This window comes from Mycobacterium sp. 1164985.4 (assembly GCF_001668575.1).
Classification (GTDB): domain Bacteria; phylum Actinomycetota; class Actinomycetes; order Mycobacteriales; family Mycobacteriaceae; genus Mycobacterium.
On record NZ_LZMD01000065.1, the window covers coordinates 77,779 to 92,357 of the forward strand.

The 14,579-nt window shown below is 67.3% G+C and carries 15 protein-coding genes and 1 pseudogene; 14 read left to right on the forward strand and 2 right to left on the reverse strand.

Annotation, left to right across the window (positions count from 1 at the left end):
* The first annotated feature begins 24 nt into the window (after positions 1 to 24).
* From priA to hisI, 4 genes are read left to right on the forward strand one after another with little or no spacing between them, the layout of a single operon-like run.
* Complete coding sequence (gene priA / locus A5650_RS12700) at positions 25 to 753, forward strand: bifunctional 1-(5-phosphoribosyl)-5-((5-phosphoribosylamino)methylideneamino)imidazole-4-carboxamide isomerase/phosphoribosylanthranilate isomerase PriA (RefSeq protein ID WP_502687071.1); 729 nt, start codon at positions 25 to 27, stop codon at positions 751 to 753.
* The gene (locus A5650_RS12705) at positions 753 to 1,568 is read left to right on the forward strand and encodes an inositol monophosphatase family protein (protein WP_067291410.1); all 816 of its coding nucleotides are present in this window, start codon (positions 753 to 755) and stop codon (positions 1,566 to 1,568) included. Before priA ends, A5650_RS12705 begins: the two co-directional genes overlap by 1 nt.
* Positions 1,568 to 2,350: an imidazole glycerol phosphate synthase subunit HisF gene (hisF, locus tag A5650_RS12710; protein ID WP_067291413.1), complete on the forward strand. Its 783-nt coding sequence runs from the start codon at positions 1,568 to 1,570 to the stop codon at positions 2,348 to 2,350. Before A5650_RS12705 ends, hisF begins: the two co-directional genes overlap by 1 nt.
* On the forward strand, positions 2,347 to 2,697 hold the full coding sequence (gene hisI, locus A5650_RS12715) for a phosphoribosyl-AMP cyclohydrolase (protein WP_067291416.1): 351 nt from the start codon (positions 2,347 to 2,349) through the stop codon (positions 2,695 to 2,697). Before hisF ends, hisI begins: the two co-directional genes overlap by 4 nt.
* Before the next feature lie 3 nt (positions 2,698 to 2,700).
* Here hisI and A5650_RS12720 read toward each other — a convergent pair.
* Both A5650_RS12720 and A5650_RS12725 read right to left on the reverse strand, forming a co-directional pair.
* A pseudogene (locus tag A5650_RS12720) lies at positions 2,701 to 3,377 on the reverse strand (ABC transporter ATP-binding protein).
* Entirely contained in the window at positions 3,374 to 3,838 is a 465-nt protein-coding gene (locus A5650_RS12725) for a peroxiredoxin (protein WP_067291422.1), read from the reverse strand. Before A5650_RS12725 ends, A5650_RS12720 begins: the two are co-directional and overlap by 4 nt.
* A gap of 71 nt (positions 3,839 to 3,909) precedes the next feature.
* Between A5650_RS12725 and A5650_RS12730 the strand changes: the two genes are divergently transcribed.
* The 10 genes from A5650_RS12730 (at position 3,910) to A5650_RS12775 (ending at position 14,528) form a co-directional block, all read left to right on the forward strand.
* Positions 3,910 to 4,629, forward strand: coding sequence for a phytanoyl-CoA dioxygenase family protein (locus A5650_RS12730; RefSeq protein WP_067291424.1), 720 nt, complete (start codon positions 3,910 to 3,912; stop codon positions 4,627 to 4,629).
* Between the two features lie 3 nt (positions 4,630 to 4,632).
* Entirely contained in the window at positions 4,633 to 6,180 is a 1,548-nt protein-coding gene (locus A5650_RS12735; RefSeq protein ID WP_067291427.1) for an anthranilate synthase component I, read from the forward strand.
* Positions 6,177 to 6,770, forward strand: a complete 594-nt coding sequence (locus A5650_RS12740; RefSeq protein WP_067291430.1) for a TIGR02234 family membrane protein — start codon at positions 6,177 to 6,179, stop codon at positions 6,768 to 6,770. The genes A5650_RS12735 and A5650_RS12740 overlap by 4 nt, the downstream gene beginning before the upstream one ends.
* 77 nt (positions 6,771 to 6,847) lie before the next feature.
* Positions 6,848 to 7,666, forward strand: coding sequence for an indole-3-glycerol phosphate synthase TrpC (gene trpC, locus A5650_RS12745; protein WP_067291433.1), 819 nt, complete (start codon positions 6,848 to 6,850; stop codon positions 7,664 to 7,666).
* A 3-nt stretch (positions 7,667 to 7,669) separates the two neighbouring features.
* Positions 7,670 to 8,929 carry a tryptophan synthase subunit beta gene (gene trpB / locus A5650_RS12750; RefSeq protein WP_067291436.1) on the forward strand — a complete coding sequence of 420 codons (1,260 nt, stop codon included), beginning with the start codon at positions 7,670 to 7,672 and terminating at the stop codon, positions 8,927 to 8,929.
* Positions 8,926 to 9,714 (forward strand): tryptophan synthase subunit alpha, encoded by a 789-nt coding sequence (trpA, locus tag A5650_RS12755; RefSeq protein WP_067291439.1) that lies wholly within the window; start codon positions 8,926 to 8,928, stop codon positions 9,712 to 9,714. Before trpB ends, trpA begins: the two co-directional genes overlap by 4 nt.
* The gene (gene lgt, locus A5650_RS12760) at positions 9,711 to 11,990 is read left to right on the forward strand and encodes a prolipoprotein diacylglyceryl transferase (protein ID WP_067291442.1); all 2,280 of its coding nucleotides are present in this window, start codon (positions 9,711 to 9,713) and stop codon (positions 11,988 to 11,990) included. The genes trpA and lgt overlap by 4 nt, the downstream gene beginning before the upstream one ends.
* 75 nt (positions 11,991 to 12,065) lie before the next feature.
* Positions 12,066 to 13,493 carry an HNH endonuclease signature motif containing protein gene (locus tag A5650_RS12765; protein WP_067291446.1) on the forward strand — a complete coding sequence of 476 codons (1,428 nt, stop codon included), beginning with the start codon at positions 12,066 to 12,068 and terminating at the stop codon, positions 13,491 to 13,493.
* A 194-nt stretch (positions 13,494 to 13,687) separates the two neighbouring features.
* Positions 13,688 to 14,128, forward strand: a complete 441-nt coding sequence (locus tag A5650_RS12770) for an NINE protein (protein WP_067291713.1) — start codon at positions 13,688 to 13,690, stop codon at positions 14,126 to 14,128.
* Positions 14,118 to 14,528, forward strand: a complete 411-nt coding sequence (locus tag A5650_RS12775; protein ID WP_067291449.1) for a DUF2752 domain-containing protein — start codon at positions 14,118 to 14,120, stop codon at positions 14,526 to 14,528. The genes A5650_RS12770 and A5650_RS12775 overlap by 11 nt, the downstream gene beginning before the upstream one ends.
* Positions 14,529 to 14,579 lie beyond the last annotated feature (51 nt).

Sequence of the window (14,579 nt, forward strand, 5' to 3'; positions counted from 1 at the left end):
GAGACCACCACAGTGCCGGAACGACTGATTCTTCTTCCCGCCGTCGATGTGGTCGAGGGCCGAGCTGTGCGCCTGGTGCAGGGCCAGGCCGGCAGCGAGACCGAATACGGCTCCGCGCTGGAGGCCGCGCTGACCTGGCAACGCGACGGCGCCGAGTGGATCCACCTCGTCGACCTCGACGCCGCGTTCGGCCGGGGCAGCAATCGCGAACTGCTGGCCGAGGTGGTCGGCAAGCTCGACGTCGCCGTCGAACTGTCCGGCGGTATCCGTGACGACGATTCGCTGTCAGCGGCGCTCGCGACCGGTTGCGCCCGCGTGAACCTCGGCACCGCCGCGCTGGAGAATCCGCAGTGGTGCGCGAAGGTCGTCGCCGAACACGGCGAGAAGGTCGCCGTCGGACTGGACGTGAAGATCGTCGACGGAGATCACCGCCTCCGCGGTCGCGGTTGGGAGACCGACGGCGGTGACCTCTGGGAAGTGCTCGAACGGCTTGACCGAGAAGGTTGTTCGCGCTTCGTCGTCACCGACGTCACCAAGGACGGCACGCTCAACGGACCGAACCTCGAACTGCTGTCGAAAGTCACCGACCGTACCGACGCCCCGGTGATCGCATCCGGAGGTGTGTCGAGCCTCGACGACCTGCGGGCCATCGCCACGCTTACCGACCGTGGCGTGGAGGGAGCGATCGTCGGAAAAGCGCTGTATGAAGGGCGATTCACGCTGCCTGAAGCTCTGGCCGCGGTGGAGCGGTAATGGCGCTGGACGCGGCCGACCTCGACGCCCTGGTCGCTGAGGCCGCACAGATTCTCGACGACGCGTCGACCCCGTTCATCGACGGACACCGCGCGGACTCGGCGGTGCAGAAGAAGGGCGACGACTTCGCCACCGAGGTCGATCTGGCCATCGAACGCCAGGTCGTCGAGGCGTTGACCGCCAGAACCGGGATCGAGGTGCATGGCGAGGAATTCGGCGGCGCGGATCTGAAGTCGCCGCTGGTGTGGGTGCTCGACCCGATCGACGGGACGTTCAACTACGCCGCGGGTTCTCCGATGGCGGCGATTCTGCTCGGGCTGGTGCGCGACGGGGAACCGGTCGCCGGACTCACCTGGATCCCCTTCACCAAGGAGCGCTTCACCGCCGTCGTGGGAGGGCCCCTGCGCTACAACGGTGTCGAGCAACCGCAAGTGGACCCGGCGGAGCTCTCCGACTCGATGGTCGGGGTCAGCACGTTCAACGTCGAATCCCGTGGCAAGGTGCCGGGACGCTACCGTCTCGCCGTCATCGAAACCCTGAGCCGCAAGTGTTCCCGCATGCGCATGCACGGCGCCACCGGTATCGATCTGGCGTACACGTCGGCGGCAATCCTCGGTGGGGCAATCAGTTTCAGCGGCCACGTGTGGGACCACGCTGCCGGGGTGGCGTTGATCCGCGCCGCGGGCGGAATCGTGACCGACCTCGCGGGCAACGACTGGACCGTGGACTGTCCGTCGGCCCTCGCCGGCGTCCCCGGCGTGCACGGGGATCTGCTCGATCTGCTTGCTTCGGTTGGCGATCCCGAGGACTTCTGATGGACTCGAAAGACCTTGCCGTACGGGTCATCCCGTGCCTGGATGTCGACGACGGCCGGGTGGTCAAGGGCGTCAACTTTGCGAATTTGCGCGACGCGGGTGATCCCGTGGAGCTGGCCGCGGCCTACGACGCCGAGGGCGCCGACGAGCTGACGTTCCTCGATGTGACGGCGTCGTCGTCGGGACGGGCCACCATGCTCGAGGTGGTGAAGCGCACGGCCGAGCAGGTGTTCATCCCGTTGACGGTCGGCGGCGGGGTGCGTTCGGTGGCCGATGTGGACGTGCTGCTGCGGGCGGGGGCGGACAAGGTCGCGGTCAACACGGCTGCGATCGCCCGCCCCGAGTTGCTCGCCGAATTGTCCCGGCAGTTCGGGTCGCAGTGCATCGTGCTGTCGGTCGACGCCCGCACGGTTCCGGCGGATCAGGAGCCCACGCCGTCGGGGTGGGAGGTCACGACGCACGGTGGGCGCCGGGGCACCGGTTTCGACGCCGTCGAATGGGCAACGCGGGGAGCCGACCTCGGCGTCGGCGAGATCCTGCTGAACTCGATGGACTACGACGGCACCAAGGCCGGTTTCGACCTGCCGATGATTGCGGCCGTGCGCGGCGCCGTTAACGTCCCAGTGATCGCCAGCGGCGGCGCCGGGGCACCCGAACATTTCGCGCCCGCCATCGCCGCCGGGGCGGACGCGGTGCTGGCCGCCAGCGTGTTCCACTTCCGTGAGCTGACTATCGCGCAGGTGAAGGAGGCCATGGCGGCCGAAGGGATAACCGTCCGATGACACTCGATGCCGACATCGCGTCACGACTCAAGCGCGATGCCAACGGATTGATCACCGCCGTGGTTCAGGAGCGCGGCACCGGCCAGGTGCTGATGGTGGCGTGGATGGACGATCTCGCGTTGGCCCGTACGTTGGAAACCCGCCGGGGAACCTATTATTCGCGGTCACGCCAACAGCACTGGGTCAAGGGAGAGACGTCGGGCCACACGCAGTACGTTCACTCGGTGCGCCTGGACTGCGACGGCGACACGGTGTTGTTGGAGGTCGATCAGGTCGACGGCGCCTGCCACACCGGCGATCACAGTTGCTTCGATGCGGACGTACTGCTCGCGCCGGAGAACGGCTGAGTCCTACACGTCGATGATGCGGGTGGCCTTGGCGCGTGCCGTCCACCGGCCTTCGTCGTAGCCGACGACCACGGGATGGGCGAACGCGGCGCTGACGTTGTCTGTCGTCACCGTGTCTCGCGTCGGTCCGATGGCCGTCGTGCGACCCTCGGCGATCAGCAGCGCGTGCGTCGTCGCGGTCGAGCAACAGAAGCTTCGGTTCGGAGACCAGGGCGCGGGCGATCAACGTCCGCCCCCGCCCACCCTGGGATAGCGTCGGCCACACGTCAGCTGCCTTGTGCGACAACCCGACCGCATCGATCATCGCGTGCACCCGGGTGAGTTCGTCCGCGCTCGGCGTCCACCGCATCGGGGTGTCGATGGTGCCCGTGATGCCGGTCGACACCACCTCGCGTACCGACAGCGAGTACTGCAGTCGGTGCCGCGGGTTGACGTGACCGATGGAGCGGGCGCAGGCGCGCCAGGTCCACCCGGCCCATCTGCTCGCCCAGGATGCGCACGGTGCCGGTCGTCGGGAACTGCATCGCGGCGCAGAAGCCGAGAAGAGTGCTCTTGCCCGCGCCGTTGGGTCCGAGCAGCGCCCAGTGCTCGCCGGCGTGAACGGTCAGCGAGATGCCGTCGAGTATCTGCTTGCCGTTGCGGCGGAACGTGACATCGGCGAGCTCGAGGACCGGCGTCATGCCGATTGGCGTTGCCGCAACACTTCCAGGGCCTTGTCGGCGTGGCTGTCCATGCTGATCTCCGATGCGATCACGGCCAAAACGGTGCGATCGGTGTCGATCACGAACGTGGTCCTCTTGACCGGCAGGAACTTGCCCAGCAGGCCTCGCTTCACGCCGAACTGCGTGGCAACTGCCCCGTCGGCGTCCGACAGCAGCGGGTAGTCGAACCGCTCCTTGTCAGCGAACTGCGCCTGCTTGTCCACCGCGTCGGTGCTGATCCCGACGCGCCTCGCGCCGACCGCGGCGAACTCCGCGGCCAGGTCACGAAAGTGACAGGCCTCCTTGGTGCAACCCGGCGTCATCGCGGCGGGGTAGAAAAACAGCACGATCGGGCCGTCGGCGAGCAGGTCGCTGAGGCTCCGCACCTTGCCCCTCTGGTCCGGCAATTCGAACTCGGCAACTCGGTCACCCGTCTTCATGTCCGTCACGCTACGCCGCGAACCTGAAAAGCATTGGTGTGGGACGTGGTTACCGTGAGAGCCTCGCCTTGATGGTGGATCTCGACGCGTTCGTTGCCGACGGTTACGTGAAGCTCGACGCCGCGGCGCCTCGCCGTGTCGCCGATGCGGCGCGCGCGGCGTTGTGGCAACAGTTGGGGTTGTCGCCCGATGAACCCGAGAACTGGGTCGAGCCCGTCCGCTGGGCCGGAGACATGAGCGGCGCCGGCCCGTTCGGCGAATTGGTACGAAGCCCGAAACTCACTGCGGCGCTGGATCGCATCTGCGGTCGAGGTGGTTGGTCACCGAGCCACGCCTTGGGGAACATCCCCGTTCGATTTCCCGTATCGCCGCCAAATGACGACCGCGGCTGGCACATCGACGCCAACACACCTCAGGCCGACGGGGGATGGGTGATCACCGGTCGTCCCCATACCGTCCTGCTGCTCACCCTGCTGTCCGACGTGGGCCCCGACGACGCTCCCACGCGGATCAGGGCCGGCTCCCACTGCGACGTGGCGCGCGTTCTGGGACCCGAGCCGCTCGGCCTCGCCGAGATGGGCAGGCTCGTCGACGACGCCAGCGCGGCGCGTCCCGAGGCGCTCGCCACGGGCCAGCCCGGGGACATGTACCTGCTGCACCCGTTCACCGCGCATGCGGCGGACGAGCATCGAGGCAGGACACCGCGGTTCATGGCGCAAACGCCGATCATGCTCGTCAGCCCGCTCACGCCCACGTCGTCCTCACCACTGGGATGCGTCTGGGACACTTGACACGTGCAAACCGCCGCCTCGTCGTCAGCCCTCGGCTCGTCGCTGGCGATCACCACCTCGCGGGAGGACTTCCGCGCGCTGGCCGCCGAGCACCGCGTGGTGCCGGTGACGCGCAAGGTGCTCGCCGACAGTGAGACGCCGCTGTCGGCGTACCGGAAACTGGCCGCCAACCGGCCCGGGACCTTCCTGCTGGAATCGGCCGAGAACGGCCGTTCGTGGTCGCGCTGGTCGTTCATCGGCGCCGGTGCGCCGTCGGCCCTGACCGTCCGCGACGGCGAGGCCGTGTGGCTGGGCGCGACGCCGCAGGACGCCCCCCAGGGCGGCGATCCGCTGCAGGCGCTGCGGGCCACGCTCGAGCTGCTGAAGACCGAGCCGGTGCCGGGCCTGCCGCCGCTGTCGAGCGGGCTCGTCGGCTTCTTCGCCTACGACATGGTCCGTCGCCTGGAGAAGTTGCCGTCGCTCACCCTCGACGATCTGGGCCTTCCCGACATGCTGCTGCTGTTGGCCACCGACATCGCCGCCGTCGACCACCACGAGGGCACGATCACGCTGATCGCCAATGCGGTGAACTGGAACGGCACCGACGAACGGGTCGATTGGGCGTACGACGACGCCGTCGCCCGCCTCGACGTGATGACCGCGGCGCTGGGTGAGCACCTGCCGTCGGCGGTGGCGACGTTCAGCCGGCCAGAACCGACACACCGCGCCCAGCGCACCCGCGAGGAATACGAGGCAATCGTCGAGAAACTGGTGTGCGACATCGAGGCCGGTGAGGCGTTTCAGGTCGTGCCCTCGCAGCGCTTCGAAATGGAGACGCCCGCCGACCCTCTCGACGTGTACCGGATGCTCCGGGTGACCAATCCGAGCCCGTACATGTATTTGATGAACGTTCCGAACGCCGCAGGCGGACCGGACTTCTCGATTGTCGGCTCCAGCCCTGAGGCGCTCGTGACGGTCAAGGACGGCCGGGCCACCACACATCCGATCGCGGGAACCCGGTGGCGCGGCGCGACCGAGGAGGAAGACCTTCTGCTCGAGAAGGAACTGCAGGCCGACGAAAAAGAACGCGCCGAGCATCTGATGCTCGTCGACCTGGGCCGCAACGATCTCGGCCGTGTCTGCCAGCCCGGCACCGTGCGGGTCGAGGACTACAGCCACATCGAGCGCTACAGCCACGTCATGCACCTGGTGTCGACGGTGACGGGCCTGCTGGCCGACGGCAAGACGGCGCTCGATGCCGTGACCGCGTGCTTCCCGGCCGGGACCCTCTCGGGTGCGCCGAAGGTGCGAGCGATGGAGTTGATCGAGGAGGTCGAGAAGACGCGTCGCGGCTTGTACGGCGGGGTGCTCGGTTATCTCGACTTCGCGGGAAACGCCGACTTCGCGATCGCCATACGCACCGCGCTGATGCGCGACGGAACCGCATACGTGCAGGCGGGCGGTGGCGTCGTCGCCGACTCCAACGGGCCCTACGAGTACACCGAGGCGGCCAACAAGGCCCGCGCGGTCCTCAACGCGATCGCCGCCGCCGAGACGCTGACCGAGCCGTGATCAGGGTCGCCCAGCTCGGTCTGGTGCTCGCCGCGGTGGGGCTGTGGGTGGCCTCGCGGATGACGTGGGTCGAGGTGACCTCGTTCGACGGTCTCGGCCAGCCGAAGACCGCCGCCTTGTCCGGGGGTAGCTGGTCGACCGCTCTGGTGCCGCTGGCCGTGCTGCTGCTGGCCGCTGCCGTGGCCGCGCTGGCCGTGCGGGGGTGGCCGCTACGGCTGTTGGCCTTGCTGGTGGCGGCCGCCAGCGCCGGGACCGCCTACCTGGCCATCAGCTTGTGGGTCATCAAAGACGTGGCAGTACGCGCGTCCCACATCGCGGAGTCGCCGGTCGCGGACCTCGTCGGTACGCAGCGGCACTACGTCGGGGCGGTGATCACCGTCGTCGCCGCCGTGGTGGCGCTGGCGTGTGCGGTGCTGTTGATGCGGTCCGCGACGAGCGAGCGCTCGGGGGCGGCCCGCTACTCGAGACGCTCGGTCGCGCGGCCCGACGAACCCGCAGGCGAGATGTCCGAACGAGCGATCTGGGACGCCCTCGACGCGGGGTCCGATCCGACCCAGGATCCGGCGAATCCGGACAACAAGGGCCGGTGATCGTGGGTGTTGTGGTGGCGGCTACCCTTCGTGGTTGAAGATCGTTCAGTGTTTTCGGGGGAAGGGAAGCGGCAGTCATGAGTTCGGCGACGGTACTCGACTCGATCATCGAGGGAGTCCGCGCCGATGTCGCCGCCCGCGAAGCCGTCATCCCACTCGCCGACATCAAGGCGAAAGCCAAGGACGCGCCGCCTCCGCTCGACGTGATGGCCGCGCTGCGGGCTCCCGGCATCGCGGTGATCGCCGAGGTGAAGCGCGCCAGCCCGTCGCGTGGTGAGCTGGCCCCCATCGCCGATCCCGCGGAGCTCGCGGCCGCCTACGAGAGCGGTGGTGCGCGCATCATCAGCGTGCTGACCGAACAGCGTCGATTCAACGGTTCGCTCGATGATCTCGACGCGGTGCGCGCAGCCGTCTCAATCCCCGTGCTGCGCAAGGACTTCATTGTCCGGCCGTACCAGATTCACGAGGCCCGCGCGCACGGTGCGGACATGTTGCTGCTCATCGTTGCGGCGTTGGAGCAGCCGGTGCTGGAGTCGCTGCTCGAGCGCACCGAATCGCTGGGGATGACCGCGCTCGTGGAGGTGCACACCGAGGAGGAGGCCGACCGTGCGCTGTCCGCCGGCGCCACGGTAATCGGTGTCAACGCACGCGATCTCAAGACGCTGAACGTCGACCGCGACTGCTTCGCACGGATTGCCCCCGGTCTTCCGACCGACGTCATCCGCGTCGCGGAATCGGGAGTGCGTGGCACCGCCGATCTACTGGCCTACGCTGGTGCCGGCGCCGACGCGGTGCTCGTCGGCGAGGGACTGGTCACCAGTGGTGATCCCCGCAGCGCCGTTGCCGATCTGGTCACCGCAGGCACCCATCCGTCGTGCCCGAAACCCGCGCGTTGAGAAGTGGCCGATCTCGCCGGGCCTGAGCTGCCCCGTTCCAGTGCGGCCGTAGCAGAGCCGACCTCCCACGACCCGGACGAGCGTGGCCACTTCGGCGTCTACGGCGGAAGATTCGTCGCCGAGGCGCTGATGGCCGTGATCGAAGAAGTCACCACGGCCTATGAGAAGGCCCGTGGGGATCAGACCTTCCTCGACGAGTTGGATCGGTTGCAGCGGCACTACAGCGGACGTCCGTCCCCGTTGTACGAGGCCGAGCGGCTGTCCGAGCACGCAGGCGACGCCCGGATCTTCCTGAAGCGAGAAGACCTCAACCACACCGGATCCCACAAGATTAACAACGTGCTCGGTCAGGCTCTGTTGGCCAGGCAGATGGGCAAGAGCCGCGTGATCGCCGAGACCGGCGCGGGCCAGCACGGCGTGGCGACCGCGACGGCGTGCGCGCTGCTCGGCCTGGAGTGCATCATCTACATGGGTGCCGTGGACACCGCGCGTCAGGCGCTCAACGTGGCGCGGATGCGGCTGTTGGGTGCGACGGTGGTGTCGGTCGAGGCGGGTTCGAAGACGTTGAAGGACGCGATCAACGAGGCATTCCGCGACTGGGTCACCAACGCCGACAACACGTATTACTGCTTCGGCACGGCCGCCGGACCGCATCCGTTCCCGACGATGGTGCGCGACTTTCAGCGCGTCATCGGCCTGGAGGCGCGCGCGCAGATCCAGGCGCAAGCGGGTCGGTTGCCCGACGCGGTGACGGCGTGTGTGGGCGGCGGTTCAAATGCGATCGGAATCTTCCACGCATTCATCGACGACCCCAACGTGCGCCTCGTCGGTTACGAGGCGGCGGGCGACGGAGTCGAAACGGGCCGACACGCAGCGACTTTCACCGGTGGGTCACCCGGCGCGTTTCAAGGGTCGTTCTCGTATCTGCTGCAGGACGAGGATGGTCAGACCATCGAATCGCACTCCATCTCAGCGGGTTTGGACTACCCGGGTGTCGGGCCGGAACACGCCTACCTCAAGGACATCGGCCGCGCGGAGTACCGGCCCATCACCGACACCGAGGCGATGGACGCGTTCTCGTTGCTGTGCCGCACCGAGGGCATCATCCCCGCGATAGAGTCGGCGCACGGTCTCGCGGGCGCTCTGCAGTTGGGCCGCGAACTCGGGCCCGGGTCGATCGTGCTGGTGAATCTGTCCGGGCGCGGCGACAAGGACGTGGAGACCGCGGCGAAGTGGTTCGGCTTGTTGGACGGTGCCCCGTGAGTCGGCTGGCACCTCTGTTCGAGACCTGCCGAAGCGAGGCACGCAGCGCGCTGATCGGTTATCTGCCGACCGGATTTCCGGATGTGCCGACCTCGATTTCGGCGATGACGAAGCTGGTCGAAAGCGGGTGCGACCTGGTCGAGGTCGGCATCGCGTATTCCGATCCCGGAATGGACGGGCCCACGATCGCGGCGGCGACCGAGGTCGCGCTGCGCGGGGGAGTGCGCGTACGGGACTCGCTGGCCGCGGTCGAGGCGATCAGCAACGCCGGCGGCAGAGCCGTGGTGATGACGTACTGGAATGTCGTGTTGCGATGGGGCATCGATGCTTTCGCCCGCGATCTGGCGTCGGTCGGTGGGCTCGGGATGATCACGCCCGACCTGATCCCGGATGAGGCCGACGAGTGGCTGGAAGCGTCGGAGACCCACGACTTGGACCGGATCTTTCTCGTGGCGCCGTCGTCGACGCCTGAACGGCTGACGATGACGGTGAAGGCGTCGCGCGGATTCGTCTACGCCGCATCGACGATGGGCGTGACCGGTGCGCGTGACGCGGTATCGACCGCGGCGCCCGAACTGGTCCGCCGGGTGAAGGCCGTCTCGGATATTCCGGTTGGCGTCGGCCTCGGGGTCCGTTCGGGCGCGCAGGCCGCCGAGATCGGCGCCTACGCCGACGGGGTCATCGTGGGATCGGCGTTGGTGTCGGCGCTGCAGAACGGTGTCGACGCGGTCGGGGCGTTGACAGCCGAGCTCGCCGACGGCGTCAGGCGAAGGGTTACTGCGTGACGACGACTGTCTTGGCCGCCATCCCCAGCCCGGCGCAGGGCGTGTGGCATCTCGGTCCGGTCCCCGTTCGCGCTTACGCGGTGTGCATCATCATCGGCATTATCGCGGCACTGATCATCGGTGACCGTCGCTGGGAAGCACGCGGTGGTGAGCGTGGGGTCATCTACGACATCGCCTTGTGGGCGGTGCCCTTCGGATTGATTGGCGGCCGGCTGTACCACGTGGCGACGGACTGGTGGCGCTACTTCGGCGACAATGGCGCCGGGCTGGCGGGCGTTTTCCGCATCTGGGACGGTGGCCTGGGGATCTGGGGAGCAGTCGCCCTTGGCGGTGTGGGCGCGTGGATCGCGTGTCGCCGCAGGGGGATTCCGCTACCGGCGTTCGCCGATGCAATCGCGCCGGGAATCATTCTGGCGCAGGGAATCGGCCGACTCGGTAATTACTTCAATCAGGAACTGTGGGGCGCGGATACGACGCTGCCCTGGGCGCTGAAGATCTACGAGCGCCGGGACTCGGCCGGGATGATCGACAACCTCAACGGAGTGTCGACCGGTGAAGTCGTTCACCTCGTTCACCCCACGTTCCTGTACGAACTGCTTTGGAATCTGCTGATTTTCGTGGTTCTCATCTACGTCGACCGACGCTTCAAGCTGGGCCACGGCCGCCTGTTCGCGCTGTACGTCGCGGGTTACTGTGTGGGCCGGTTCTGGATCGAGTTGTTGCGGGCCGACGATGCGACGCTGATCGAGGGCGTCCGAATCAACTCCTTCACAGCGACGTTCGTGTTCATCGGGGCGGTGGTGTACATCATGGCCGCGCCGAAGGGGCGAGAGGACCCCGCCAGCCTCAAGGGCAAGGCGCAACCGGAGCGGACGACGGTCGAGGAGCTCACGGAGGAATTGGCCGCGGTGGCCTCGACGACTGGTGTGGTCGCGGCAGCAAAGGCCGCCGCGGCCGACGAAGAGTCGGAGACGGTGAAGGCCGAGGCGCTCACCGCGGATGTGCCGGAAGACGAGGCGATCTCAGTCGAGGACGTTTCGGCGGAGGAGCTCGGCGCGGACGTGGCGGGTGTACCGGCGGACGACCTCGAAGAGGCCGAGGAGTTCGCGGCTGAAGGCGATGATGAGCCCGCGGAAGAGCAGGAGCCCGAGGCCGAGGCGGTGGCCGAGGCCGAAGCCCTGGCTGAAGACGTGGACGAGGCCCCCGCGGAGGAAATCGCCGAGGCGGAGGAGTTCGCCGAAGCCGGCGAGGCCGCCGAACTCGGTGGTGTGGGTGCTGTCGAAGGTGAGGAGGCCAGCGACGCGCTGGCCGATGCCACCGAGGTACACGAAACCGCCGTCGAGGGTGAGGCGGCCGCCGAGGACTTGGCCGATGAGGCGGCGACACCGGCCGCTGCGGTGGCAGCTTCGAAGGCGAAGCGCCGAATGCGGTTGTGGCCGAAGCGTAAGCAGAAGGACGTCGCCAAGGCTGAGCCCAGCGGCGTTTCGGCCGAAGCGGAGGCACCCGAAGCCGAGGCCGTCGCAGAGGCCGAGGAACTGGCCGACGAGGTGGCGAAGGCGCCGTCTGACGACATCGTCGAGGCGGAACAGTTCGCTGAGGAGGGCGAGGCTGCCGATCTTGGCGGCGTCGGCGCCGTTGAAGGCGAAGAGGGGGGCGACGAGCTTGCCGATGCGTCCGAGGCGCATGAGGCCGCCGTTGAGGGCGAGGCCGCGGCCGAGGAGTTGGCCGATGAGGCCGAAGCCGAAGCCGAGCAGCCATCGGACGAGGCCGAGACTGAGGCGGAGTCGTCAACCCAGGAGACGTCGGAAGACGCGGAAGCGGGCGAACCGGCCGAGGTCGGCGGCGTCGGTGCTGTCGAAGGTGAAGAGGCCAGTGACGCCCTTGCCGATGCGTCCGAGGCGCACGAGTCTGCGGTCGAGGGTGAGACTGCAGCCGAGGAGTTGGCCGACGAGGCCGAAGCGGACACCGTTGCAGAGACCGCCGACACAGGTGAAGCGCACGAGCCAGAGACCGCGGAAGCCGAGGAAGAGGCCATCGCCGAAGAACTGGCGGAGGCCGCCGAGCAGCTATCAGCCAACCCCGAGGCCGAGGCCGAGGAGTCGACCGACGAGGCATCGGAAGCCACCGAGCCTGAGCCCGATGAGCCGGAAGCCGAGATAACCCCCGACGACGAGGCCACCCCCGAGCGCGAAGCCGCAGCCGAAAAGACAAGCCAACCCGACGACTCCGGACGCGGCCGGGTGCGCAATTGGTTGCGCCGCCGCCGGAACCGCTAGACCTTTCTCGCAGTTGTCCGCAGCCGACTTTCGGCTGCACCTACAGTGTCAGTGGCTCCGCGTAGTGTCGAACTCATGTTCGAAGACGCCTCGAGTAGCGACCTGCTCACCCTGATGGGTGAAGAGGCTCGCGAGGAATCTGCGGCCATCGGCCGCCGGCTCGCTCTGGTCGCCGAACTCTACGCGCGGCGCGTATTAGAACATCGGGAAGCGCAGATGTTCTTCACCGACGTCGCGGTCGTCGTGGCAGCAGAGATATCGCCGGCCCAGAACATCAGTGACGCACGGGCACTCGGTCAGGTTCGTGCGGCAAATGCGTTGCACGAACGGCTTCCTCGCGTAGCCGAGATCTTCCGGCGCGGGTGGATCGACTACCGTGTGGTGTCCACCATCCTGTCGCGCACCGAGAACGTCGAGCCCGACATCATGCCCGCACTCGACGAGGCCCTGGCCGCGAGGGCCGAGAAGTGGATGAAACTCTCTGCTCCCAAACTCATTGACCGTGTCGACATGTTCGTGGGCCGTTTCGACCCCGAGGCGGTGCGGGTGCCTCGCAAAGCAGAAGACAACCGCCATGTCCACGTCGAGCCAGGGTGTCCGGGAATGGCCTGGCTCGCAGGCAATCTGCGCGCCACCGACGGTGCGGCACTGGACAATCGGCTCGATGCAATCGCCGCCACTGTGTGCGAGAACGACCCGAGAACGAAGGACCAGCGCCGCGCCGACGCGTGCGGACCGCTCTCTCGCCTGGAAGCGACGATGCCCTGCGAATGTGGGCGAGATGACTGCCCGGCGGCCAGAGAACGCACGGCCATCACTACGGCGGTCATCCATGTGCTGGCCGAGCAGGCAACGCTCGACGGCACAAGCAACAAGCCCGGCTACCTGAAGGGCTTCGGGGTGTTACCCGCCGAGTCGGTACGCGAGGCGGCCAAGACCGCGCGGTTGAAGCCACTGAATACCCCGGATAGCAAGGCCGACAACGGATATAGGCCTGACACCGCACTGCGCGAATTCCTGCAGTGGAGGGACCTGACCTGTCGATGGCCAGGTTGTGACAAACCGGTGCAACGTTGTGATGTCGACCATACTGTTCCCTGGCCGCAGGGACCCACGCATCCCTCGAATACCAAGCACTACTGTCGAACTCACCACCTGCTCAAGACATTCTTCTGTGGTCCGAGCGGCTGGACCGATCGACAGCTCGCCGACGGCACGATCGAGTTGATCGCACCCACGGGTCACGTATGGCGTACCGAACCCCATGGCGCAAGCATGTTTCCAGCGCTCGGACAACCGATGGGCGAGTGCGAGGTCCCATCGGATATCGCCGACGGCGCCGCGGGTCGAACGCTGATGATGCCCCGTCGCAAACAGACCCGCGAGGACGACCGTCGCGACCGGATCAAGGCCGAACGTCGCCAGCGCGCCGAACTGATCGCCGAGGAAGATCGACAACGGCAAGCCTGGTTGGCCGCCAACTACCAACCCCCACCGTTCTGACACGCCCGGCCGTCGTGAGCCGCGAACACATTTCACGGCTGCCCAGCGAATCCCCCTGAGCGACATACTGTTGAGCGAGGTGCCGGTATCCGGCAGTTCTCGTGAGCACCGCAAGCGCCGGGGTTACCCCGTGCGTCTGTATGGCCACAGAATTCTTACTGACCCGCACCACGCTGTCTGGCATGCTGGGGGCCATGACGGAGCCGCAGTTCGGTGGCAGTGAGCATGGCAGCACACCTCCGCCGCCCCCACAGGATTCGACCTACCAGCAGCAATATCCGCCGCCGCCCGGCGAGTACGGCCCGCCGACCGGCGAATACGGCCCGCCCCCTGGCGGCTACCCGCCCGTATACAGCGATCCGTTGGCTCCCTACGGCCGTCATCCCATCACCGGCGAGCCGTATTCTGACAAGTCGAAACTGGTCGCGGGCCTGCTGCAGCTGCTCGGACTCTTCGGCCTGGTCGGCATCGGCCGCATCTACCTCGGTTACACCGGGCTCGGCATCGCCCAGCTGTTGGTCGGCCTGATCACGTGCGGTATCGGCGCGATCATCTGGGGCATCATCGATGCCATCCTGCTGCTCACCGACAAGGTCCGCGATCCTCAGGGACGCCCGCTGCGCGATGGCACCTAGCGTCGGCACACGCCGCAAACAGCTGTACGGCGCGCTCGGTACCGGCGCCGTACTCGCTGGCGCACTGACTTATATCGGCATCGCTGACCCACACCGCCAGAACTCCGTCTTCCCGGCATGCCCGTTCAAGGCGATCACCGGCTGGAACTGCCCCGCCTGCGGCGGCCTACGAATGACACACGACCTTCTACACGGCGACCTCGCCGCAGCGGTCGTCGACAACGTCTACCTGCTCGTGGGGCTTCCACTCCTACTGGCCTGGCTTCTGGTCAGGTGGCGTCAAAGCAAACCACTCATGGACACACAAATGACCATCGTGATTATCGTCTCGGCCCTGACCTGGACAGTGGTGCGCAACCTCGCCGGATTCCCGCTGGTCCCGACCGTTCTCGACGGGTGAGGCCGTAACTGCACTGATACAATCGGCTGCGGGCCGGTGCAGTCCCGGACA